Origin of the sequence: Alkalinema sp. FACHB-956, from assembly GCF_014697025.1 — a bacterium.
Taxonomy (GTDB): domain Bacteria; phylum Cyanobacteriota; class Cyanobacteriia; order Leptolyngbyales; family Leptolyngbyaceae; genus Alkalinema.
Genome location: NZ_JACJRC010000006.1, coordinates 1 through 23205 on the forward strand (window position 1 = coordinate 1; position 23205 = coordinate 23205).

A 23205-nucleotide genomic window follows, 5' to 3' on the forward strand; every position below is an offset into this window, starting at 1 on the left:
GTCAGCTCGAAATCGCTCGTCTGGTCGGACTGCGACCCTACAACGCGATCGCCTTCACCGGCCCGATCGCGGTGTTTGTCAGCGTCTTCCTGATGTACCCATTGGGCCAGTCTTCCTGGTTCTTTGCCCCGAGCTTTGGGGTAGCGGGGATTTTCCGCTTCATCCTGTTCGTGCAAGGGTTCCACAACTTCACGCTCAACCCCTTCCACATGATGGGAGTGGCGGGCATTCTGGGTGGAGCGCTGCTGTGCGCCATCCACGGTGCGACCGTTGAGAACACGCTGTTTGAAGATGGTGAAGGCTCGAACACCTTCCGTGCGTTCAACCCGACCCAAGCGGAAGAAACGTACTCGATGGTGACCGCGAACCGCTTCTGGTCGCAGATTTTCGGGATTGCGTTTTCCAACAAGCGTTGGTTGCACTTCTTCATGCTGTTTGTGCCCGTGACTGGGTTGTGGATGGCATCGGTTGGGATTGTGGGCATCGCGTTGAACCTGCGGGCCTATGACTTTGTGTCGCAGGAATTGCGGGCAGCGGAAGACCCTGAATTTGAAACCTTCTATACGAAGAACATTCTGTTGAATGAGGGGATCCGTGCTTGGATGGCTCCTCAAGACCAGATTCACGAACACTTTACTTTCCCCGAAGAGGTACTGCCCCGTGGTAACGCTCTCTAATCGCATGGTGGCGGGGAACCGGGACCAAGAATCCTCGGGATTTGCTTGGTGGTCGGGTAATGCTCGCCTGATTAATCTTTCTGGTAAGTTGCTCGGTGCTCACGTAGCCCACGCAGGTCTCATCGTATTCTGGGCTGGTGCGATGACCCTGTTCGAAACCGCGCACTTCATCCCTGAAAAGCCCATGTATGAGCAAGGTTTAATCCTGCTTCCTCACCTTGCAACCCTAGGTTGGGGCGTAGGCCCGGGTGGTGAAGTTGTTGATACCTTCCCATACTTTGTTGCAGGTGTATTGCACCTGATTTCTTCGGCGGTTCTCGGTCTGGGTGGGATTTACCACGCAGTTCGTGGCCCCGATACCCTGGAAGAATATTCCACCTTCTTTGGCTACGACTGGAAAGACAAGAACCAAATGACCAATATTATTGGTTATCACCTGCTGATGCTGGGTGGCGGTGCTTTGCTCTTGGTCGCTAAAGCCATGTTCTTCGGTGGCGTATACGATACCTGGGCACCCGGTGGTGGTGACGTTCGTGTGATTACGAACCCGACCCTAAACCCTGCGGTAATCTTTGGCTATCTCACCAAGGCTCCCTTCGGTGGTGAAGGCTGGATCATCGGGGTGGACAACATGGAAGACATCATCGGCGGTCACATTTGGATCGCGTTGATTTGTATCTTCGGTGGTGTTTGGCACATCCTCACCAAACCCTTTGGTTGGGCGCGTCGTGCATTCATTTGGTCTGGTGAAGCTTACCTTTCCTACAGCCTTGGTGCACTGTCCATGATGGGCTTCATTGCTTCCGTCATGGTGTGGTATAACAACACGGCTTACCCCAGTGAATTCTTTGGCCCCACTGGCCCTGAAGCGTCCCAAGCACAAGCGATGACCTTCTTGATCCGTGACCAAAAGCTGGGTGCTAACGTCGGTTCTGCTCAAGGCCCCACGGGTCTGGGTAAATACCTGATGCGCTCTCCCACGGGTGAAATCATCTTCGGTGGTGAAACCATGCGTTTCTGGGACTTCCGTGGTCCTTGGTTGGAGCCTCTGCGTGGACCTAACGGTCTGGATTTGAGCAAGATCAAAAATGATATTCAGCCTTGGCAAGTACGTCGGGCTGCTGAATACATGACCCATGCACCGCTGGGTTCCATCAACTCGGTGGGTGGCGTAGCAACGGAAATTAACTCCTTTAACTACGTGAACCCCCGCGCTTGGTTGGCAGCTTCCCACTTCATCCTTGGTTTCTTCTTCTTGATTGGTCACCTATGGCACGCTGGTCGTGCTCGGGCTGCGGTTGCAGGCTTTGAGAGAGGGATCGATCGTGAGAATGAACCCGCACTGTCTATGCCTAACCTTGACTAATCAACTAGTTCGATTGGATCAACAGGTTGATTTAAGTCTGGTTTAGACAAAGATGATAAAAAGGCTCCTTACAGGAGCCTTTTTATTTTTAGTCAAGCATTTTTGTTGGGATGAGTCGGGTCTTATTAGTTTGATTTTGGAGTTCTATGGATATACCGTTAGAGATGCTCTCAGTTGACTGACAGTTATCTACAACGCCTTGCTGTTGCGTGAGAAAAGAGTTGGTTATGAGGCATTCAGGCGGAATTCCAGGTGGAATTCGGTTGAGACAAGGTTCTAGGAGAGGAATAATTGCACTATCGGAACTCAGCTGATCATGACGCTGACTGCCATGACCAACAAAAGTGCTATGACCAACAAAAGTATGACAGCAATACCTATGACAGCAATACCTATACCAACAAAGAGTCATCTGAGCTGATGGCCAACGGAAAGACAAAAAAGCTTTGCAGTTAACTACAAAGCTTTCAATCAGAATCCATAGGGGAATCAAACTGTTGTCAAATCGGTAATACCTGCCAAATCGGAAATCTCATTCACCAATAAATGATCTAAATGACCTACCATTTCAGCAAGTTAAACTGCTCCATATCCACCGTGTCGCGGTTGCGGTAGATGGCTAAAACGATCGCGAGTCCTACAGCAGCTTCTGCAGCAGCGATCGCAATCACAAACGTCGTGAAGACTTGGCCTTTAATGTCTTGAGGATCTAGATAATTGGAAAACGCCATCAAATTGAGGTTGACAGCATTCAACATTAGTTCGATCGACATCAAAACCCGAACCGCATTGCGACTCGTTACCAAACCATAGACCCCAATGCAGAACAAAGCAGCTGCAATTAGAAGAAAGTACTGGAGTTGCATCGGTTGAATTCCTTACGCTTCAATTCCTAAACGAATAGAGAGGGATAAAGGTGATCAGGATTGGGGCGGTCTCATCTTGAAGATTCGTTACTTCTGCTCAGCCTTAGACGCTGCTACCAACTCCCGAGGACGTTCCGGCAACATAAGTGCTTCGTCTTCACCCTTCGAAGAGCGAATTTCCGGAATAAATTCCCGACGAGCCAACACGATCGCGCCAATCAGTGCCATCAGCAGCAACACCGACACCAGTTCAAAGGGCAACAAATAGTCGCTGAAGAAATGCAGCCCGATCGTTACAATACCGCTATCACCCGCTGGGACGAGAGGAGAAATGGCCCAAGGGGTTGAAACAATCATGGTTCCCAACAACGCAAACAGCCCAATACAAATTAAGGCCGTGGCTGCTTGACGCACAACCAGCCCTTTGACAGGCTTGAAGTCTTCACGCTTATTGACAAGCATGATGGCAAAGAGAATCAAAACGTTAATCGCACCAACATAGATCAGAATTTGAGCGGCTGCCACAAAGTCAGCATTGAGCAACAAATACAGTCCGGACATGCTGATGAAAACGCCCCCCAACAAAAATGCCGAGTAGACTACGTTACCTAATAAAACCACCCCAAAGGCGGATCCCAACATCATGATTGCTAGGAGGCCAAACGAGACGATTTGAACGCCTTCTGCTAGATTCACAACTCTTGCTCCCTCTCAAACCAGTCTTGAAACCGATACCAAACCCAGTCAGATTTTACTCAAAAAACGAGATAAAGACTTACTTGGCCTCTTCCGTCGGAGTGGCCGATGATTTTTTCAACGTAGCTGCAATCTCGTCAGGCCGCTGACCTGCCCGCTGCGAACCTGATGGCAAACCATGGGGTTCCACAACTCCCTTAGGTAGATAGGCAAATTCTCGCAGCGGCGTCACCATCGGATCGTTGGTCACCTTGTAGGGCAACCGTCCAAGGGCCACGTTGTCGTAGTTCAACTCGTGACGATCGTAGGCGGCCAGTTCATATTCCTCCGTCATAGACAGGCAGTTAGTGGGACAGTACTCCACACAGTTGCCGCAGAAAATACAAACACCGAAGTCAATGCTGTAATGACGCAGTTCCTTTTTCTTCGTTTCTTTGTTAAATTCCCAGTCAACAACCGGCAGGTTAATGGGACAAACCCGCACGCAAACTTCACAGGCAATACACTTATCAAATTCGTAGTGGATCCGTCCTCGAAATCGTTCTGAGGGAATCAGTTTTTCGTAGGGATACTGGACTGTCACAGGTCGCCGTTGCATGTGGTCAAAGGTGACCGACAATCCTTGGCCGATGTACTTTGCAGCTTGGACGGCTTCTTTGGTGTAGTCGCTGACTTGCTTAAGAAACTTCAGCATGGTTCACCTTCTATAATTCACCTTGCAAGGGAAACGGAATACGGAATTCATCACAAACCTTAGCCACCAAAGGCGACAGGGAAAGCGAGTTTCAGGCCAGCCGTGACCAACAAATTCACCAGCGAGATGGGCAATAGGAATTTCCATCCCAGATCGAGCAGTTGGTCAATCCGGACACGGGGAACTGTCCAGCGCATCAGAACGGCTAGGAAGACTAAGGCATAGGCTTTCACCAAGGTCATCACAATCCCCAGGGAAGCTGTAATCACCTGTAACCAAGGGGTCGTTTCACTAACCCCGACTAGGTTAGCCAACCAACTTACGGGAACAGGAGATTCCCACCCCCCCAGGTAGAGAATTGCGACCAATAGCGCAGACAGGGTGAGATTTACGTAGGAGCCCAGATAGAATAGGGCAAACTTCATACCGGAATATTCTGTCTGATACCCAGCGACCAATTCTTCTTCTGCTTCCGGCAGGTCAAAGGGCGTCCGTTCACATTCTGCCAACGCTGCAATCCAGAAGATGATGAACCCCACAGGTTGCCGCCAAATATTCCATCCCAACAGACCATAGCCCGACTGCTGCTGCACGATATCGATCGTGCTGAGCGAGTTGGACATCATCACGATCGCCAAGACTGACAAAGCTAGCGGAATTTCGTAGGCCAGTGATTGAGCCGCGGCCCGCAATCCCCCCAAGAGCGAATACTTATTGTTGGAGGCATAACCTGCCATCAACAGGCCGATCGGCACAATGCTGGAAAAGGCAATCCAAAGGAACACCCCCATCGTCACATTGGTGATTACCAAGTTCTGTCCGAAGGGCACAATTAAATAGGATAAAAACACCGGGATCACCACAATCATGGGCCCCAAGGTGAATAGCAAGCGATCGGATTTGGCCGGAATGACATCTTCCTTAAAGATCAGCTTCAAGCCATCCGCAAGGGGGGCAAGAATCCCCAAGGGGCCAATAAACTCTGGGCCAATCCGTTGCTGAGCTGCCGCCGAAATTTTTCGTTCCAGCCAAACCGCCACCAAGACGGCCACCGTTGAGGCAACCAGCATAATTAACATAGGTAGGGGCATCCACAGCGCCTTGGCAGCACCTGCTGGAATCCCCAAACCCCGAAGCGATTCAATAAACGTTCCTTGAAGATCAATTCCTGGGTTCATTGCTTCCCACTGGCATCATCATCAGTCCGTACCACGGGTTTATCTGATTAACTCGATTGGTCAATGGCGATCGCTCAAGCTAGGTCGATAAACTCCCCTGACCAGTATATCTTCCTATCGTGGTCTGAATTGCGACCTATGCAAAGGATTTGTCCTTAGATGAGGATTGGGAAAATACTTTGGTTCCTGAATCCATTGAGAGTCCAAGCCGGTTTCCTATCACAAACAAAAATAAACCCCCAGATTTTGTCTGAGGGCTGGAGTTCCTGAAAATCGTCACACCTTCATCCTGGCAAGTTTTTCTTTTTTCGTGAAGAGGGGCGAGACCCATCACGACGGTTTTAAAACCTTAGGTTTATCGGTGCTCGATCGGAACGTAGGGCGCACTGTGAAGCCCCGTATAGATCTGAGTTGGACGGAAAATGCGGTTTTCCGCCAGTTGTTCCTTCCAGTGAGCCAACCATCCAGCAGTCCGGGAAATGGCAAATACGGGCGTAAACAAATCCGTAGGAATACCGAGTTTTCGGTAAACCAAGCCAGAGTAAAAGTCTACGTTGGGATAAATGCCTCGGTGTCCCAGTTTTTCTGCAACAACCTGCTCCATTTCAACCGCAATATCGTAGTACTTATCTTGGCCAAACTTAGCAAATAGCTGTTCGGCCAACTCCTGCAAAATATTGGCCCTCGGATCCTTTACTTTGTAAACCCGATGACCGAAGCCCATGATCTTCTTCTTATGTTCCAGGCAATGATCCAAGTAAGGACGTACATTTTCAACGGATCCGATTTCTTCTAGCATGAGAATCACTTCTTCCGCCGCTCCACCGTGCAGAGGGCCTGCCAGCGTTCCCACCGCCGAGGCAATGACTGCATAGGGATCCGTCAGTGTGGAAGCGGTCACCATCGCAGAAAAGGTGGAAGCATTAATCGTGTGTTCTGCGTGTAAGGTCAAGCAAACATCAAAAATATGAGCTGCTAAAGGATCTGGCTCTTGCTCATTCAACATGTAGAGAAAATTCGCAGCATAGCCCAAATCATCCCGAGGTTGCACTGGATCGTTCCCCTTCCGCATGAGTTGGAATGCCGCCACCATCGTGGGAACTTTAGCGAGTAGCCGCACGACCGCTGCTCGAACATAGGTCGGATCATCTAACGCTCGACGGGAGTAAAACAGACCCAGGGCTGCAGCACAGGCCTGGAGGGCATCCATGGGGTGGCCACTTTCCGGGAAACATTTCATCATGTCCCGAATGCGGTATTTCAACCGTCGATGGTAGCGAATTTCAGTCTCAAAGGCCCCGAGATCCTCTGCACTGGGCAACTCGTTCCAAATTAAGAGGTAGGCTGTCTCTAAAAAGGTACTTTTCTCAGCAAGTTCCTGAATAGGGATGCCCCGATACTCCAGAATTCCCTTTTGCCCATCAACAAAACTGATACTGGATTGGGTTGCGGGAACGCCTTCTAAACCAGCGCGGTATTCGCAAACTGTCATGGGGACACCGTCTTACTGCAATATTTCAACTATATGCAGTTAAATTATCAGATTTTACCGGAGGATGGGGGGAGACTCTCGGAGAAAGAAGCGTGGTGATGTCAGGAGATGGGATATAGAGTTTATTGCCAAAAAGCACATCTTATTACCAAAAAGCACATCCCTGCGATCGCCTTCCTTCTCTCCCTCACCTAAGAAATCCTCGATCGGGCGCTGGTTACAAAGGTTCATAATCACCAGTAGTTCATAATCACCGCCAGTTCACAGTTGTCACCAATCCACAATCGCCACATACCATACTTGGATTGAGATTAGTGGCTCAAACTTCAAAAAATGATAAAAAATTTGCCGTTTTTTGTAAAAGGCAATATTATGAAGTTATAAAGATTGACAATTCCCTTCAATTATCAATTGAACACATTCGGTTGAATTGATTCAGTTGAACAAATTCAGTTGAACAAACCTAGTCGTCAGAAGCAGTCCTACAGGTCAGTCCTGTGTCATCTGGGCTACCGCAGTCTGGGCTGAACCAGCATATATGTATGTGCAATGGCGACTTTTGTCCTTTCTCATTAAGGAGCTATATGCCTCAGAGACATTCCTATCGTCGGTCTCACCAAGCTAGTCAAGAATCCAATCATTCCTTTGCCCACGGAGAATCCCGCCCTGATAAAAGTTGGGCCGCCTCGCAGCGTAGAGGGCATCGTCCCCCCCAAAAGAGTTTGACACAGTTAATTGAACAAGACGCGCCTCTTGGCGATCACAACCATCTAGTGCTAATGTACGGCCCATTTCAAGCAGAGTGGGTGCCCGAAATTGGGCAAGGGGTTGCAACCTGGTTAAAAGATTGTATCCATAAGCATGGCATTCCCAGTCTCGTTCGATTCGACTATCGCCGCAGGGCACAAGTGTTTCGCCGTGACCAGTTTCAACCTTGGTTTGACCAGTTAATGGAGGCTTCCTAGGTCGCCTTACCGGAATCAGTGGCTTAACCGGAAGATTCCTACAAAATTGACTTTCCAATGGCAGGATTCAGCGCAGGATTTAAGAAGTCGTTTCGACTGCCCAATTTTCTCAGTTTGTGAGGGCACGACAGCATCACGACCTCAGTCGGTTGAAGAACAGTAGGTTAAAAAACAGTAGGTCGCAAAACGTTAGGCCGCAAAGCATTCAGTCAAGCAGCCTAAATTGAGTGCACAAGTTGAGTGCACAAGCTAGTTTTCTATCCCAGTTGTTTTTTGTTCTGCACAGTACCATTGCTAACTGCAACCCAAACTGAGGGTATCTAGTCGTGTTTTGCAGTGGTTCATGCAAGAACTGGGTGAGTTGTCAAATTCCAATTTGTTGGGGTGTTAAAGGGTTAGAGCCATTGTCTCTAGCCCTTTGGTGTATCTAGTGGAACCACCATAGACATGAACTGTGATCTTCTTCTTCAGGGTGGGCGAGTTTTAGTGACGCCCGATCGCTGGATTTCGGCTGATATTGCAATTTCCCAGGGACAAATTGTTGCGATCGTCCCCAATGTTTCAACGACTTCCGAGTCAGCAATTCCTGACACGATCGCATCAAGTGCATCAAGTCCATCAAGTCCAACAGTTGCATCAAATTCTGAGGTCGATGGCACTGGAGCGGGGATAGCAGCCCAGCAGATTTTAGATGTGACAGGTAAACTCATCAGTCCTCCATTTGTGGAATCCCATATTCATCTGGACTCTGCATTAACCGCAGGAGAACCCAGGTGGAATCAAAGTGGCACGCTGTTTGAAGGAATTGAAATTTGGCGCGATCGTAAACGCAATCTATCCCTAGAGGATGTTAAACAGCGGGCGATCGCGACCCTCAAGCAACAGGCAATGCAGGGCGTTCTCTTTGTGCGCAGCCATGCTGATGTCAGTGAACCGAGTCTAACGGCTCTCCAAGCCCTTCTCGAAGTTCGTGAGGCAGTCAAAGATTGGATGACCTTGCAAGTTGTAGCCTTTCCCCAAGATGGGATTTATGGCAGTCCTGGGAATGAAGCTTTGCTGGAAGAAGCGCTGAAGCAGGGGGCCGATGGCGTAGGGGGCATTCCCCACTACGAGTTGACGCGGGAAGATGGCGTGCGATCGATCCAGCGGATTTTTGAACTTGCTGAGCAGTACGATCGCTGGATTGATATTCACTGCGATGAGATTGACGATGACCAATCCCGCTTCCTAGAAGTGGTGTCTGCCTGTGCATTGCGGCGAGAGATGGGCGATCGCGTGGCAGCGAGTCACACCACCGCCTTTGGTTCCTATAACAACGCCTACGCCTTTAAACTGCTGGGCTTTTTGCAGCGATCACGGATTAATTTCATTGCTAATCCGTTGATTAACATTACATTGCAAGGACGTACAGATAGCTATCCCAAACGGCGCGGTGTGACCCGAGTCAAGGAGCTATGGCAAGCGGGTTTAAATGTCAGTCTGGGGCACGATTGCGTGCAAGATCCTTGGTATTCCCTAGGAACGGGCAATATGTTGGATGTAGCGATGATGGCCATTCATGTCTGCCAAATGACAGGCACAGCGGAAATCGATGCCTGTTACAACATGGTGACTTGGAATGGGGCAAAAACCTTGGGCGTCGCGGATCAGTACGGGATTGCCATCGGTCAGCCTGCCAATTTACTGGTGCTGGATGCTGGCGATCGCTACGATGCTTTGCGGCGTCGAGCCACGGTTCAAACCGTGATTTCCCAAGGCCGAATTCTCGCGGAAACCCCTCCTAGTCATCCCGTATGGCGAGGCCAGAACTGAGGCCGTCACGAAAGAATCTAGGCAGCGACTAAAGAATCTGGTACAACGGACAAGACTCCCGTGAATCTCCACATGAGCTGCACGGAAGAATTTCATTGTTCAGGAAGCTGCTGTATGCAAGGTGCTGCTCGATCGTCCGATCTCTCCAAGGCAACCTATTACTGGGGATTGTTAGGGATTTTTATCATTTCCCTCGGTTTACGATTTTGGGGGCTAGAGCGCTTAAACACCTTTGTATTTGACGAGGTTTACTACGCGAAGTTCGCCAATAATTACCTCACCCATACGCCATTTTTCAATGCCCATCCGCCCTTGAGTCAATACCTCATCGCGATCGGGATTTGGTTGGGCGAAAAGTTACCCTTTGGAGATGGGGTCACCAATTCCCTGACGGGTTCAGTCCTAAAAACCTGGAGCTATCGCTGGTTAAACGCCTTGACAGGCTCCCTGATTCCCCTAGTAATTGCAGGACTGGTCTATCAGCTGAGCGATCGACGACGATTTGCATTCATTGCAGGGTTAATCGCAGCAATTGACGGTTTATTTCTAGTTGAATCCCGTTATGCACTGAATAACGTTTATTTAGTATTATTCGGTCTATTGGGTCAAATTTGTTTCCTGATCGCTGTTCGGATTCATTCATCACTCCAAAAATGGCTTTGGCTCTTTCTTGCAGGCTTAATATTTGGCTGTGCAGCTTCGATTAAATGGAATGGACTGTCTTTTTTGTTAGGAATTTATGGAATTGTAGGGGCGGCATGGCTACTTAAAGGGATGGTTCATTTCAAAAATGGCTCCTTGTCACCTAGCTCCTTGTCACCTAGCTCCTTGTCACCTAGCCTAACGGCACAAGAAGCAATCCCTGGAAACCTGCTACACCCGGTACACAATAACTTACCATCGGCCTCGCCATCTAACGCCCCGATCGCGCCTCCCACCCCAGTCAATCTTTGCCAATCCATAACACAGCTTCCCCCGATCGCGCTGATTCTCGGGTTGGTCATTCTCCCGATCGTCACCTATCTGGTACTGTGGCTCCCCCATTTACAACAAAACCCCAACCCTGGACTGTGGGAGATGCAACAACAGATTTGGAATTACCACCGGGGCAAAAATGTCATTGGACAAGTGCATCCCTACTGTTCTAACTGGATCAGTTGGCTCATCATGGGCATTCCCGTCGCTTATTTTTACCGCACGGGCATCAGCCCCTACGAATTTCTGCAACCCAATGCACCGTCTACCGGATCTGAAACACCGATTTACGCCGTTCACGCCATGGGCAATCCGTTTCTATGGTGGATGACGACGATCGCAATCTTGTTCACGATCGGGACAGTCCTAGTTCGCTTGGGCAAGGGAATGGCGGCACTCACTCATCATCCATCAACTCAGAGCCAATCAATTTTATTGACTAATCGATTTTGGATTTTGCTTTATTTAGTCATGAACTATGCAGCCAATCTTCTTCCTTGGATGAAAATTAGCCGTTGTGCATTTATCTACCACTACATGGGGGCTTCAGTATTTGCCATGATCGCCCTAGCATTATGGTTGGATCTCGCCCTGCGTTACCCCAATTCCCCTTCAAGCAATTTCGCCAAGAGTTGCATTACCCTGTCGATCGTGGGATTTATTTGGTGGATGCCGATTTATTTGGGATTGCCCTTGGCCTCTTCACAGGATTACCGACTGCGCATGTGGTTTGATCTGTGGATTCAGGGCCGCCCCGTTCAAACCACCCCCGCACCGGAAGCAACCACGCATCGCTTGAGCCCTTAAAGTTTCCACAGGTCGCTTCTACCGATCGGGGGTCACCAGACCGGAATCAACCAAGCCCGGAATCACCGATGCTTGAGCAGTAGGCGATAGACCGGATCGCCATCCCGCAGCGTGGCCAATTCCCGTTCCGTCGGTACCAGCATGGGATTGGTGTCTAGCCAGTCGATCGATTGCAATTGAAAGGCCGGGTGATTACCAAAACGATCGCGCATTTCCTCCGCCACTTCCAACACATCGGATTGAATAAACACCTCAGTTCCAGGGGCCATAAAATCCGCTAAGTCCTGGACTAAGGGCGGCTGTACAACCCGTCGCTTATGGTGCTTCTTCTTGAACCATGGATCGGGAAATTGGATAGTGACCCGTTGCAACTGTCCCGGAACCAAAGATTGCAAGAGCGGTCGCAGGGTTTTGTTGGCATTACAGGCTAAGAAATGTAAATTTTTCAATCCTTGCTCGTCCCGCCACTCGTTGGCATGAACCACCAGGGGCGATCGAATTTCCAGGCCCAGGTAATTCCAACTTGGATCCGTTTGAGCCATTTTTTGCAAAAATCGACCTTTGGCACAGCCGATATCCAGATGGAGCGGACGGGATAAATCGGCGTAAACTGACTCCCAGTGAGGGATTTCAGTGGGTTGTTGGTACTTTAGTGCCAACGGATTGACATGTTCACGAACCCGGATCAGGGACATAGTCTTGATGCGTATACGTAGGACTTAAGATAGAGAACCGCTACATTCCGACTTCTTAAGTTACCACTTGAGACCGTTGCTAGAAAATTTGGGAACCCATTAACTTAGAGGCAGTGGATTTCATCCTTGCTGACACTTCTTCTTCCCTGTTTTTGAAATTAGTCAGTGAACTTCTATGAGTCTGAATTTTCGCTTTGCGGTTGTTAGTGACATCCATGCTGCGCTTCCATCCACCGTTTGGCAGCATCCCAGTCGTATGCACTTGGTAGAAGTGGGAATTCCAGCTCTAGAAGTGGTATTAGAGCGGTTGAAGGATCTTGACCTAGATTTTCTGCTGATTCCAGGAGACCTGACCCAGCATGGGGAACCGGAAAATCATCAGTGGATGGCTCAACGGTTGGCACAGTTGCCCTACCCCGCCTATGTGATTCCAGGCAACCATGATATTCCGGTGATGGAAGCGAATGAGCAGTCGATCGCCTACTCAGAGTTCCCTCACTTTTATCGCGCCTTTGGCTATGAGGATCCCCGCTCCCATGACTATAGCCATGAGATTTTACCTGGGGTGCGGTTAATCGGGCTGAACTCCAACACCTTTGATGCCCAAGGCAAACAGGTGGGACGACTGACGGAGGCACAACTCGTCTGGCTAGAAGCGGTGTTGGCTCAGTCCACCCATGAATTTGTCATGGTGATGATCCACCACAATGTTTGCGAGCACATGCCCCAGCAATCCCAGCAGCCCCTCGGCAAGCGCTACATGTTGGAGAATGCAGCGGAATTGCGTCAACTGTTACAAACCTATAACGTCAATGTAGTCTTTACCGGGCACCTCCATATCCAGGATGTGGCCTTGCAGGATGGCGTTTACGACATCACAACGGGTTCGCTCGTCAGCTATCCCCATCCCTACCGGGTGTTTCAATTTCAGACCGATCGCCAAGGCCGCCACTGGCTCCATATGGACTCAGGCCGGGTAGAAGCGATTCCTGAATGGCAAACCTTAGCCCAGGATACCCACCGCCTCATGAGCGATCGCAGCGCCTCCTACATGTTGCAACTCCTCATGCAACCACCGCTCAACCTACCCCAAGCAGAAGCGGAAGGGCTCGTTGGTGACTTACAGCAGTTTTGGCCTTCGGTTGCCAATGGCGATGCCGTCTTTGATTTTGCCCACTTCCCAGAGCCAGCCCGGAGCTATTTTGCAGCCTTTAGTAGCCATGGGGCGATCGATAACCAAGCGTCCCTCCATGTTGGCCAGAGTCGAGGGGCGGACAGTCATCGGAAGTCCTACGATTTACAACCTTGGTCTCTCTATGCCTGTCCCCTCTTTTTCCAACCCCCTCAGACAGAAGAACACGCCGTTGAGTTGACTTCCCATAACGTCGTAGGGCATACTGGATAACTGGCGTTTATTTGCTCGGATCAGGTTTTGACCGAAATGCCTCATCCGCATTCGATGGGCTACCTGTACGGCAGTTTAAGGACAAAGACAATGGCATACGCAATTATTGAGACTGGCGGTAAGCAAATGCGGGTTGAACCCGGTCGCTTCTACGATGTAGAGCGCTTGGTTGGCGACGCAGACACCGCGATCACGATCGACAAAGTTCTCTTTGTCAGCAACGACGGTGCAATTACAGTCGGTCAGCCCACCGTCTCTGGTGCAACGGTGCAAGGCAAAATTTTGAAACAGTTCCGAGCTAAAAAGGTACTGGTTTACAAAATGCAGCCCAAGAAAAAGACCCGCAAAAAGCGGGGTCACCGCCAAGAGCAAACCCGTCTGCTGATCGAGTCAATCACCGTCGGCGGTCAAACTATTTCTGCGTAAAATTCTGCGCAGAGGTCGCTCCAAACGTAGGCCGTTAGACCATAGGTTTTAGACGAGTAATTCGGTTAAAGCCTATCCAAGACGGAAAACTTTTGAAGTTTTTTCAGCAGATTTGAGAGGAAACCATGGCTCATAAGAAAGGTACAGGTAGTACAAGAAACGGTCGCGACTCTAATGCCAAACGCCTCGGCGTGAAGCGCTACGGTGGCGAAGTGGTTAAAGCGGGTAACATTATCGTTCGTCAACGGGGCACCAAAATCCACCCCGGTAACAACGTGGGTCGTGGTAGCGATGACACATTGTTTGCCCTTGTTCCCGGTGTTGTCACCTTTGAACGCTTGGGTAAGAGCAAGAAGAAAGTCAGCGTTTATCCTGTAGAAGCTTGCGCTAATTAGTTGCGCTAACTCTCTAGTTGCGCTAACTCTCTAGTTACGCTAACTGTAAGGTTTGCTGGCTGATAGGCAACTCGCCTAACAATCAACAAACCTAGCAATCGAAAACTTCCTAGCCGACGATAATCAAGGGGTTAACGGGGTATCTGCTCAGTTCTCCAATCTGTCTTTAGGATGAAACAAAAGGAGGAAAGTGCATGTCGGCTTTCCTCTTTTTATTTGCATTGATTTGGTTAATCTACATTACTGGTTGATTTGCATTAAGTTGATTTGCATTGACTGGCAATGGTTCAGGTTGATGGGGACGACTCATTTCGATGGGTTTTCCTCATTTGAGATAGGTCGCGCTACACTCGAAGACGAGTGACGCAGTGAGGCATACAGCATGAGGGACGACAGCGGAACCCTGTTTGAGCGATGGGTCGCCCCCGTATTACAACACTTCTTACTCGATCGAGAGGAGCTGCAAGCACAGCAGGACAGTATTGACTGGGATAGTGCCTTAAGCCAATTCACCAATCCACAGATCATCTATCCTCGCTACTATCGTGAACTTTCATGCCATGGCTTTACCGATGGCTACCTGTGCCCGGAAGCCGCCGTTGCCTACGATGCCATCACCCAATATGCATTACCCCCGAATGAAGATTGGGTCAGACAGGGCGTCATTGATGCAATTCAAAGCCACCCTAGCCGCATTCTCGACTTGGGGTGTGGGACGGGTTCCACCACCTGTCGGTTGAAAGAAGCCTTTCCCAGTGCTGAAGTGGTGGGGCTGGATTTGTCGCCTTACATGTTAGCGATGGCTGAACAAAAAGCCTTGGAAGCGCAATTGAACCTCCACTGGCGGCATGGAAAAGCAGAGCAAACCGGATTTCCAGATAATTCCTTTGATGTTGTCACTGCGTCACTGTTGCTCCACGAGTTGCCCCCTGCGATCGCCCAAGCGGTACTCCAGGAAGCCCATCGAGTCTTGCGATCGGGGGGTGAAATCATTCTATTAGACTGCAACCAAAAAGCCCTGCGCCAAACCTCTTTTATCACGACTCTCTTTGAAGAACCGCACCTAGAAAACTATGCGGCAGAAAGCTTGGATGCTTGGCTCGGAGCTGCCCAGTTTGGCTTTGTACGCACGCAAGATCACTGGCTCGTTCATCAAATTAGCCGGGGGGTTAAAGGGGTTCATTACCCCAATCCGGAGGAAGCGTTGTTTGCCGATTTAGAAGCATTGGAAGATCTGGAATGGGCGGTAGGATGAGACAATTGGGCGAAGATAGCGCAATGGGCAACGCTGTCGCAAGGCGATCGCTTGACGATCAACGATCGCTGATCGAACAGTATCGTGTAGCCTCATACTTCTACAATGACTCAATCTGAGTCACGCATTCATAACTCAATCTGGGTCACGCATTTTCAGGGACGACGTTAGAATTTTCAGGGACGACGTTAGAACAGGTATGACTTTAAAAGCCGTTTTATTTGACTTTAATGGCGTCATTATTAATGATGAACCCCTCCATGCCAAGCTGGTTGAACAAATTCTGCTGGAGGAAAACCTTATTCTTAAACCCGGTGAATTTAAGCAGTATGGACTCGGGCGCAGCGATCGAGCTTGCTTTACCGATTTATTTAATCTCCGGGGACGGGTTCTCACTGAGTCGTTGCTGACTTCTTTAATTCAACGTAAGGCCGAGGCCTATTTCAAACAATTAGCAGAACTGGAAAAACTCCCGACTTATCCGGGGTTAGAAGACTTCATTTTCAAAGTACGCGCGGCCAATTGCAAACTCGCGATCGTCAGTGGGGCGCTGCGATCGGAAATTGACTGGATTCTGCAACGCAGTCATCTTCAGCAATGTTTCACCGTCATTGTTGCGGGGGATGACATTACCACAAGCAAACCCGACCCAACGGGCTATCTTTTAGCCGTCGATCGCTTGAACCAAGAGTTCCCTGATTTGCATTTGCAGCCTTCGGAATGCCTGGTGATCGAAGATACCTTTGCGGGGATTCAAGCGGCTAAAAATGCCCAGATGCCAGTCGTAGGCGTAGCCAATACCTACCCCTTTCATATGATGCAACGGCGGGCTAACTGGGCAGTGGATTATCTGTCGGATATCGAGTTCGATCGCCTGCAAGATCTCTATGCCAACCCAACTGCGGCTTAAATTTCAATTCACCAGCCGAATGGATTCAGTATGGATTCAGCAGAGATCACCCATCGCGTAGAGATGACAAATAGCAAGACCGCTCCAAATTGCAAAATGTGTAACCAAATCTAAATACGGGCATTATAGGGGGACATTCCCCAGGGTTTCCATGTATCTGCATGTCTACTCAGAAAATTCCCCTCGATGCCTTGCAGAAAATTCGGCAGTACATTAAATCTAATGTTGTTTTGCCAGAATCCGAAAATCATCCATGTCGGCTGCCGAAGCTAGAAATGGGCAGCTCCAGCTTTGCAGTACCTGAACCAGATTCCTTGGTGGGATTGGGCGATTTATTTCGGGTGGGTGCCACTTTGGAAGAAGGGGTTCCCATGCCAAATAATCAGGGTCGCTGGTTCCTGAGCATGATTGATCCTGGTGCAGTTTTCATGAAACTTCCCGGACTATCGTTGCAACCAGAGTTCCGTTTAGTGACCTATCTCTATCGGCTGGGCGAAGAAGGCTGCGGTAAGCTGTGGGCCGTTCCAGAACACCTGAGTTGCACCGCTCAGCTCGAACAAGCACTCCCAGAAATCCACCAAGCTGAACAACCTCCCCACCCCCAGGGCGCACTAGACAACTGGATGGCGTCAGTGCAGGGCGATCGCACGCCTGCGTCCTTTCTCATTGCCTCACTGCTCCGACGGGAATTCAATGAATTGGGAGCCTTGGGCAAAGCGGCAGTCTGGAGTAAGCATCAGTTAATTAGTGCGGTGCCCCAGCAATTACAGTGGCAATGGCGCAATGAACCGATCAAAGATTTATCCCCCAAGGTGAAGGTACTACCCGATGGACGGGCAGTGGTGGAATTCTTTACCTGCCGCTTGACGCCTTCGATCGCCCTATTCCAGCATTTGGATCAATACAAAGCCGATCAATACATTGCTCAAAGTATCGATCGGCCCATTGCAGTCGGTGAACGCCGAAAAGCGGCACCAACGGCCCAGTAACTCGTTCGGCTGAATAGCAACTCGTTTAGCCAACTACCGTTGAAACCGACTTCAGCAGATCAGTCATCATAAATCCCGGTGGGTGAAGGGCTTAGCCTCTTTACCTGCATAGGTAGCGGCAAGATGACCTGCCCCCACCATTTGGTATTTATAGGTCACTAAGCCTTCAAGGCCCACGGGGCCACGGGGTGGCATTTTTTGGGTACTGATGCCGACCTCCGCTCCAAAGCCATAGCGAAATCCGTCGGCAAAACGGGTGGAACAGTTTTGATACACCCCAGCAGCATCGACCTGGCCCATAAAGGTGGCAGCAGCAGCGGCATCTTCAGTCACGATCGCTTCAGTGTGGCGGGAGCCGTAGGTATTAATGTGATCGATCGCAGCAGCCAAGGAATCCACAACCCGAATGGCCAAAACGAGATCGCTGTATTCCGTGGCCCAATCCGTTTCCGTGGCAGACTGTATTCCCGGCAAAATCTGTTGGGTTGGAGCATCGCCCCGCAGTTCCACCTGTTTGCTTTGCAGGGCTTGGGCGACTTGGGGAAGGAACACGTCAGCGATCGATTGATGGACAAGTAGCGTTTCGATCGCATTGCAGGCAGCCGGATACTGGGTTTTCGCATCCACCGCGATCGTCACCGCCTGGGCCAAATCCGCCGCCGCGTCCACATAGAGATGACAAATGCCATCCGCATGGCCCAGCACCGGAATCCTTGTGTTCTCCTGGACAAAGCGGACAAAGGAGTTGGATCCTCGAGGAATAATCAAATCCACGTACTGATCCAACTTGAGCAGCGCCAGGGTTTCCTCCCGAGTCGTCAACAATTGCACACTATTGGGATCTAATCCCGCCCTTTGCAAGCCTTGGTGAATGGCCTTGACTAAGGCTTCGCAGGAATGCACAGCCTCCTTGCCGCCCTTGAGAATCACCCCGTTGCCCGACTTGACCGCAAGACTAGAAATCTGCATGACTGCATCCGGGCGCGCCTCAAAGATCACCCCCAATACCCCTAAAGGACAGGACAGCCGCTTCATCACCAGTCCCGCATCCAATTCCCGATGGAGTTGGATTTGCCCGATCGGATCCGGTAGCTTAGCCACATCCCGCACCCCAACGATCGCGCTTTGTAACTTCGCTTCGTCCAACTTGAGCCTTGCATACAACGCCGAGGAGATACCATCCCGCTGGGCCGCTTCGCAATCCGCTTGATTAGCCGCCAAAATTGCGGGTGCTTGGGCGGCTAGGGCATCGGCGATCGCGTGGAGGGCTTGATTTTTGGCTTCGGTCGCCTGGGACGCCAGCGATCGAGCGGCGGTACGGGTCTGTTGCGCCAGGGTGAGAAGATCGGGCTGAGCCTGAAGAGCAGTCATAGTTGCGCGAGGTGAATCTTGATGGTTGCAATTTTTATCTTTCTAGATTAGCGGTTTGGGGGAATCTTTGTTAGAGTGAAGTCGTTATGAGTTTGTATAGAATATCGGAGTGAAGCACGATGGCACGCATTGAAGCCCTCCCCCTCAGCCAAATTCGCCGCCCCTTGCCTCGTAGTAATGATCCTGCTAAGGTACAAGCCCTCATGGCCTCGATCACGGAAATTGGCTTACAAGAACCGATCGAAGTGCTGGAAGTGGAGGGTGAATATTACGGCTTCTCTGGCTGTCACCGCTATGAAGCCTGCACCAGACTGGGCCACGAAACCATTCTTTGTCGGATTCGGCGGGCACCTCGATCGGTATTGCTCCGTCACCTAGCCTAGGTGCCATCGATGAATAGAGACTGTCTTTCCACGAGTTAGACCATGTTCCAGCGTTGGCACTACAATCAAAGGCGTAATTTTTGGTGTGTGGCTCGAATGGCGATCCGTTTGCTGCGTCCGGCTTCCTATATTGGGTTGGTGAGTTCCTGTGCGATCGGGGGGCTGGTGCCCGTAGCCCAAGCCCAAGCACCGCAAGATGTTGAGCTACAGATCGGCATTATTCAGCGATTTGGGGATAAGGGAGCCAAGGACAAGCTGACCCTCCAAGCCTTACCGGGGGATCAACTCACGATCAAAATTCCGGCCAACGATGGCAAGGTGCAAACCCTGACAACCAACGCGTTAACCCTGGAAATTGCCCTCCAGCCGTTGCCGAAACCACGGGTGGAAGAGCGGGTCATCTTCAGCACCCATCGCAGCTTTGAAACCGCAGAGGAGCAAGCCCTAGAGTGGCGCAAACGGGGCATTGAAGTGGAAATTGCCCAACCCGATCGCTGGCAAGTTTGGGCCAAACGGGGGGTTTACAAAACGCCCACTGTACGGCGAATGCTGGTGCAAAATTTGCAAGCCCAGGGCGTTAAAACCGCACAACTGGAGACCCAAACGCTGAAGGAAGTTCCCCGCGCGACGTTTGTGCTGAGTGGCTTGAAATATACCCGCGATCGCCTGGAAATTTCGTCCAGCAAGGGCATGATTCAGGTCGATCGGGAGAAAGATGATGCCCCCAATCGCACCTTTGCCGGAAGCCTCAAGCTGCAACCCAACGCCTATGGCACCTACAGCTTGGTCAACTTGGTTAACCTGGAGACGTACTTGCGGGGTGTCGTGCCCTATGAAATTGGCACCGGAGCGCCCAAAGCCGCCATGGAAGCCCAAGCCATCCTCGCCCGTACCTACGTCCTACGGAATTTGCGGCGGTTTGCGATCGACAATTATCAACTGTGTGCCACCACCCAATGTCAGGTGTACTTTGGCTTGAACGGCGTCACGGCAGCCACCGATCAAGCGATCGCGACGACTCGGGGCATGGTTTTGACCTATAAAAATGAGCTAGTGGATGCGTTGTATTCCTCGACTTCGGGAGGGGTAATGGCTCCATTCCATGAAGTGTGGCGTGGCAAAGAGCGCCCTTACTTGATGGGTAAACTGGATTCGGTCAATGGGCTATGGAATTTAATGGAACGGCCCCTGTCCGATGAAAATAATCTGCGGGACTTTTTGAAGCTCACTCAGGGATTTAACGAATCGGAAGAGTCTAGCTATTTCCGTTGGAAGGTAGAAGCATCCCTGGAGAAAGTCACCCAAGACCTCCAAAAGTATCTCAAAAGCATTCGCCATCCCCTCGCAGGCTTTACCACCATTCAAGATATGCAAGTGGTTGAGCGATCGCGGGTGGGGCGGGTCATGAAAATGGCGGTGCAGACGAATTTAGGGTTTGTGGTGCTAGAGAAAGATGATGTGCTGTTGGCCTTTGAATCCCCCAATAGCATGTTGTTTTATTTCGATCCCATTCTGGAAAAGCCCCGCAAGCTCAAGGGCTATACCTTTGTGGGCGGAGGACTGGGCCATGCAGTGGGCCTTAGCCAATATGGGTCTTACCATTTGGCCAAGCAAGGCTACAGCTACGATCGCATTCTCAGCTTCTATTTCCCAGGCACCCAGCTACAACCCCTCAATTCCTCGATCACCTTCTACCGAGAACCCTCACAGCCTTAGATCGTCAGCTTGCAAACAAAACTATGGCTCCCACAACCGTGAGCGGATAACCGCTAAAAAATGCCCCGATCGAACAAGGTTGATTCCTGCGATCGGGGTCACGATTTAGAGTGAGAGCCCCATTGTTGGACGAACTGAAATGGCCTGAAAAAGTTGGGACTGCCCAGACTCCTGAAAAATCTACTTTTTAAAGGGCTTGACCCAATCCCGTAATTGTTCCGCCGCAACTTCACGGCCCCCGAGGCCAAAGGCGATCGCGATCGCGACAGCCACGGCTCCTAGGAGTAATCCAAAGGCAAGATTCACAATATTGGTAGACACCCCTGCCCGTTCCAGTGCCATGGCTCCGGTGAAGGCTAGGATGACGATGCGAGCCGTATTGGCCAAGGTGCCTGACTGTGGAACCCCGGAACTGCGGATCAGCCGTGCCGAGAGGTTAGCAAAATACATGCCCACCGCAAAGATTAAGACGCCAACCAGGACCTGACCCGCAACGGCTAGCACGGACAGAACCACCGTTTTGAGCGCAGGTAATTGCAGCACATCGACAGCGGCGATCGTGGCAAAGAGCATAATGCCAACCAACACCACGATCCCAGCAATTTCCGACGGCGTTTGCACCGTACGGCTCACCTCACCCTCCGATTCTGGATAGATGGGAGCACTGGGACGGGGTTCTGCTTGGATACCCAAAACGGTCAGAATATTGTCAAAGCCAAATCCTTGCAGCAAGCTGGTCACCAAATCTGCAATAAACCGACCAATCCCGTAGGCAACCGCCAAAATTAACCCCGCCATGAAGATCTGCGGGATCACCTTGAGCACTTGATTCAGCATGTTGGTGGCGGGATCGGCGATCGCTGAAATTTTCAACGCTGCCAAGGCCGCCGTTGCCGTTGGAATCAGAATCAGAACGTAGACGAGTAAACCTAAGAGCGAAGAGAGGGATTGACCGGTGGTCGATCGGCTGAGGCCCACTCGGGAACCCATCTGATCAATCCCAGTGGCTGCGACCAAGTTGGACACAATACCCCGGACGATTTGAGCCACGAACCAGCCCACCCCAGCGATGATACTGGCCTCTAGAATTCTGGGCAGGGCCGCTAAAACATCATTCAGCAGATTCTGCACAGGCCCCAGGGTGCCTTTGAGTCCTAGGACATCCAGCAGAATCGGTAGAAAAAAGAGAAATACGAACCAATACAGGGCATTACCCAACGTCTCACTCAGGACGATCGGCGTTTCATTGGATGCACTGTTGAAGCGACTGTCTAACTCAAACGATCGAGCCGCTTGAATGGTTAACCCCTTAACCACGGTCGCAATCACCCAAGCGAGCGCCAAGAGCAACGCAGCCCCGCCTAGTTTGGGCAAATATTCAAAAATAATCGAGAGAAAATTATTGAGGGGCTGGGAAACCGTGGTGAGGTTAAAAAAGTTAAGAACCGCCACCACCGCTAGGATCATGATGATCCAAAATGTGATCCCGCCAGCCACTGCCTCAATGTTGAGACCCGGCTGCGGGGAACCCGCCACCCAATCGGCCAAGCGATTGTCAAGATTTGTCTGTTTGAGAATTCCTTTGACCACGCTGGACACCCAAACGGCGACCAGCCAGCCCAAGAACAGAATCGCGACGGCAATGAAGATATTGGTCAAGATGTTTAACCAGTAGCTGCCATCAAAATTCATCAATCCGAGCGCACCCAGCCAGCTCACGCTGTTGGGGTTGGCCCATTGCAAAACAATATCCATAAGTTAAAACTTCCAACCATAACGGACTGCACAAGCTTGCGCTGTATGACGAGGACTGAAGGACGGGCGTTGCAGTCAGCAGGAACTGAAGTCAAAAAGTTAGCGTGTGGAATACAAAAGGGTTGTTGCTAATAGGGTACTGGCTTAGCCGAATCTGGGAAAGATAGTATTAATACTAAGCAATATAATTATGCTGATTTATGAATGCTCTAAAGAAATTTAGATTAAAGAAATTTAGATTAAACCTGACATGACGTTCCCTTATCCATCTGAGCCTATTGAGCCACAGACCGTTAACCCAGGCATTGAGCCACAGACTGTTAACCGCTGTAGGCCGACCGTAGACCTGTGGGCTCTGACTCCTCCAGGGCCTCAGT

The 23205-nt window shown here is 50.5% G+C and carries 20 protein-coding genes and 1 pseudogene; 13 read left to right on the plus strand and 8 right to left on the minus strand.

Annotated elements, in window-relative coordinates; genetic code table 11:
• Together H6G21_RS09000 and psbC are read left to right on the plus strand one after the other, a co-directional pair.
• Positions 1 to 677: pseudogene (locus H6G21_RS09000) on the plus strand (photosystem II D2 protein (photosystem q(a) protein)); the annotation flags it as partial.
• Complete coding sequence (gene psbC, locus H6G21_RS09005) at positions 661 to 2043, plus strand: photosystem II reaction center protein CP43 (protein WP_190572891.1); 1383 nt, start codon at positions 661 to 663, stop codon at positions 2041 to 2043. The pseudogene H6G21_RS09000 and the gene psbC, both read left to right, overlap by 17 nt.
• 560 nt (positions 2044 to 2603) lie before the next feature.
• Here the strand turns inward: psbC and nuoK are convergent.
• The 5 genes from nuoK to H6G21_RS09030 all read right to left on the minus strand — a co-directional run bounded on the left by nuoK (position 2604) and on the right by H6G21_RS09030 (position 6969).
• Positions 2604 to 2909: an NADH-quinone oxidoreductase subunit NuoK gene (gene nuoK / locus H6G21_RS09010; protein ID WP_190572893.1), complete on the minus strand. Its 306-nt coding sequence runs from the start codon at positions 2907 to 2909 to the stop codon at positions 2604 to 2606.
• An 87-nt stretch (positions 2910 to 2996) separates the two neighbouring features.
• Positions 2997 to 3605, minus strand: coding sequence for an NADH-quinone oxidoreductase subunit J (locus H6G21_RS09015; protein WP_190572894.1), 609 nt, complete (start codon positions 3603 to 3605; stop codon positions 2997 to 2999).
• 79 nt (positions 3606 to 3684) lie between these two features.
• Positions 3685 to 4299: an NAD(P)H-quinone oxidoreductase subunit I gene (ndhI, locus tag H6G21_RS09020; RefSeq protein ID WP_190572896.1), complete on the minus strand. Its 615-nt coding sequence runs from the start codon at positions 4297 to 4299 to the stop codon at positions 3685 to 3687.
• A 59-nt stretch (positions 4300 to 4358) separates the two neighbouring features.
• Positions 4359 to 5477, minus strand: coding sequence for an NADH-quinone oxidoreductase subunit NuoH (nuoH, locus tag H6G21_RS09025; RefSeq protein WP_190572898.1), 1119 nt, complete (start codon positions 5475 to 5477; stop codon positions 4359 to 4361).
• A gap of 355 nt (positions 5478 to 5832) precedes the next feature.
• Positions 5833 to 6969, minus strand: a complete 1137-nt coding sequence (locus H6G21_RS09030; protein WP_190572900.1) for a citrate synthase — start codon at positions 6967 to 6969, stop codon at positions 5833 to 5835.
• A gap of 584 nt (positions 6970 to 7553) precedes the next feature.
• On the opposite strand from H6G21_RS09030, the gene H6G21_RS09035 reads away from it, so the two are divergent.
• The 3 genes from H6G21_RS09035 (at position 7554) to H6G21_RS09045 (ending at position 11528) form a co-directional block, all read left to right on the plus strand.
• A complete protein-coding gene (locus H6G21_RS09035; protein ID WP_190572902.1) occupies positions 7554 to 7934 on the plus strand; it encodes a hypothetical protein in 381 nt (126 codons plus the stop codon).
• Positions 7935 to 8381: 447 nt separating this feature from the next.
• A complete protein-coding gene (codA, locus tag H6G21_RS09040) occupies positions 8382 to 9746 on the plus strand; it encodes a cytosine deaminase (protein WP_242041736.1) in 1365 nt (454 codons plus the stop codon).
• Positions 9747 to 9860: 114 nt separating this feature from the next.
• Positions 9861 to 11528 carry a phospholipid carrier-dependent glycosyltransferase gene (locus H6G21_RS09045; protein WP_190572911.1) on the plus strand — a complete coding sequence of 556 codons (1668 nt, stop codon included), beginning with the start codon at positions 9861 to 9863 and terminating at the stop codon, positions 11526 to 11528.
• A 62-nt stretch (positions 11529 to 11590) separates the two neighbouring features.
• On the opposite strand, the gene trmB is transcribed toward H6G21_RS09045, so the two are convergent.
• Entirely contained in the window at positions 11591 to 12223 is a 633-nt protein-coding gene (trmB, locus tag H6G21_RS09050) for a tRNA (guanosine(46)-N7)-methyltransferase TrmB (RefSeq protein WP_190572913.1), read from the minus strand.
• Between the two features lie 175 nt (positions 12224 to 12398).
• Here trmB and H6G21_RS09055 point away from each other — a divergent pair, with 175 nt between their 5' ends.
• The 6 genes from H6G21_RS09055 (at position 12399) to H6G21_RS09080 (ending at position 17603) form a co-directional block, all read left to right on the plus strand.
• Positions 12399 to 13628: a metallophosphoesterase gene (locus H6G21_RS09055; RefSeq protein WP_190572915.1), complete on the plus strand. Its 1230-nt coding sequence runs from the start codon at positions 12399 to 12401 to the stop codon at positions 13626 to 13628.
• 90 nt (positions 13629 to 13718) lie between these two features.
• Entirely contained in the window at positions 13719 to 14054 is a 336-nt protein-coding gene (gene rplU / locus H6G21_RS09060) for a 50S ribosomal protein L21 (protein ID WP_190572917.1), read from the plus strand.
• Between the two features lie 125 nt (positions 14055 to 14179).
• Positions 14180 to 14449 (plus strand): 50S ribosomal protein L27, encoded by a 270-nt coding sequence (gene rpmA / locus H6G21_RS09065; RefSeq protein WP_190572919.1) that lies wholly within the window; start codon positions 14180 to 14182, stop codon positions 14447 to 14449.
• A gap of 382 nt (positions 14450 to 14831) precedes the next feature.
• Positions 14832 to 15704 (plus strand): class I SAM-dependent methyltransferase, encoded by an 873-nt coding sequence (locus H6G21_RS09070; RefSeq protein ID WP_190572921.1) that lies wholly within the window; start codon positions 14832 to 14834, stop codon positions 15702 to 15704.
• Positions 15705 to 15903: 199 nt separating this feature from the next.
• A complete protein-coding gene (locus tag H6G21_RS09075; RefSeq protein WP_190572923.1) occupies positions 15904 to 16614 on the plus strand; it encodes an HAD family phosphatase in 711 nt (236 codons plus the stop codon).
• 161 nt (positions 16615 to 16775) lie between these two features.
• Entirely contained in the window at positions 16776 to 17603 is an 828-nt protein-coding gene (locus H6G21_RS09080; protein ID WP_190572925.1) for a hypothetical protein, read from the plus strand.
• A gap of 66 nt (positions 17604 to 17669) precedes the next feature.
• On the opposite strand, the gene H6G21_RS09085 is transcribed toward H6G21_RS09080, so the two are convergent.
• On the minus strand, positions 17670 to 18974 hold the full coding sequence (locus H6G21_RS09085; RefSeq protein WP_190572927.1) for a glutamate-5-semialdehyde dehydrogenase: 1305 nt from the start codon (positions 18972 to 18974) through the stop codon (positions 17670 to 17672).
• A gap of 119 nt (positions 18975 to 19093) precedes the next feature.
• Here H6G21_RS09085 and H6G21_RS09090 point away from each other — a divergent pair, with 119 nt between their 5' ends.
• The gene (locus tag H6G21_RS09090) at positions 19094 to 19357 is read left to right on the plus strand and encodes a sulfiredoxin (protein WP_190572929.1); all 264 of its coding nucleotides are present in this window, start codon (positions 19094 to 19096) and stop codon (positions 19355 to 19357) included.
• 96 nt (positions 19358 to 19453) lie between these two features.
• Positions 19454 to 21073 carry a SpoIID/LytB domain-containing protein gene (locus H6G21_RS09095; protein ID WP_190572931.1) on the plus strand — a complete coding sequence of 540 codons (1620 nt, stop codon included), beginning with the start codon at positions 19454 to 19456 and terminating at the stop codon, positions 21071 to 21073.
• Positions 21074 to 21253: 180 nt separating this feature from the next.
• Here H6G21_RS09095 and H6G21_RS09100 read toward each other — a convergent pair whose 3' ends face one another.
• Positions 21254 to 22828 carry a mechanosensitive ion channel gene (locus H6G21_RS09100; protein ID WP_190572933.1) on the minus strand — a complete coding sequence of 525 codons (1575 nt, stop codon included), beginning with the start codon at positions 22826 to 22828 and terminating at the stop codon, positions 21254 to 21256.
• Between the last annotated feature and the right edge of the window lie 377 nt (positions 22829 to 23205).

Excerpts from the sequence above, each read along its gene's own strand:
- trmB (WP_190572913.1), bottom strand. The coding sequence starts at position 12,223 with ATGTCCCTGATCCGGGTTCGTGAACATGTCAATCCGTTGGCACTAAAG.
- ndhI (WP_190572896.1), bottom strand. The coding sequence starts at position 4,299 with ATGCTGAAGTTTCTTAAGCAAGTCAGCGACTACACCAAAGAAGCCGTC.
- codA (WP_242041736.1), top strand. The coding sequence starts at position 8,382 with ATGAACTGTGATCTTCTTCTTCAGGGTGGGCGAGTTTTAGTGACGCCC.
- H6G21_RS09070 (WP_190572921.1), top strand. The coding sequence starts at position 14,832 with ATGAGGGACGACAGCGGAACCCTGTTTGAGCGATGGGTCGCCCCCGTA.
- H6G21_RS09075 (WP_190572923.1), top strand. The coding sequence starts at position 15,904 with ATGACTTTAAAAGCCGTTTTATTTGACTTTAATGGCGTCATTATTAAT.
- H6G21_RS09095 (WP_190572931.1), top strand. The coding sequence starts at position 19,454 with ATGGCGATCCGTTTGCTGCGTCCGGCTTCCTATATTGGGTTGGTGAGT.
- H6G21_RS09055 (WP_190572915.1), top strand. The coding sequence starts at position 12,399 with ATGAGTCTGAATTTTCGCTTTGCGGTTGTTAGTGACATCCATGCTGCG.
- rpmA (WP_190572919.1), top strand. The coding sequence starts at position 14,180 with ATGGCTCATAAGAAAGGTACAGGTAGTACAAGAAACGGTCGCGACTCT.
- rplU (WP_190572917.1), top strand. The coding sequence starts at position 13,719 with ATGGCATACGCAATTATTGAGACTGGCGGTAAGCAAATGCGGGTTGAA.
- nuoK (WP_190572893.1), bottom strand. The coding sequence starts at position 2,909 with ATGCAACTCCAGTACTTTCTTCTAATTGCAGCTGCTTTGTTCTGCATT.
- H6G21_RS09035 (WP_190572902.1), top strand. The coding sequence starts at position 7,554 with ATGCCTCAGAGACATTCCTATCGTCGGTCTCACCAAGCTAGTCAAGAA.
- nuoH (WP_190572898.1), bottom strand. The coding sequence starts at position 5,477 with ATGAACCCAGGAATTGATCTTCAAGGAACGTTTATTGAATCGCTTCGG.
- H6G21_RS09085 (WP_190572927.1), bottom strand. The coding sequence starts at position 18,974 with ATGACTGCTCTTCAGGCTCAGCCCGATCTTCTCACCCTGGCGCAACAG.
- H6G21_RS09045 (WP_190572911.1), top strand. The coding sequence starts at position 9,861 with ATGCAAGGTGCTGCTCGATCGTCCGATCTCTCCAAGGCAACCTATTAC.
- H6G21_RS09090 (WP_190572929.1), top strand. The coding sequence starts at position 19,094 with ATGGCACGCATTGAAGCCCTCCCCCTCAGCCAAATTCGCCGCCCCTTG.
- H6G21_RS09030 (WP_190572900.1), bottom strand. The coding sequence starts at position 6,969 with ATGACAGTTTGCGAATACCGCGCTGGTTTAGAAGGCGTTCCCGCAACC.
- H6G21_RS09080 (WP_190572925.1), top strand. The coding sequence starts at position 16,776 with ATGTCTACTCAGAAAATTCCCCTCGATGCCTTGCAGAAAATTCGGCAG.
- H6G21_RS09100 (WP_190572933.1), bottom strand. The coding sequence starts at position 22,828 with ATGGATATTGTTTTGCAATGGGCCAACCCCAACAGCGTGAGCTGGCTG.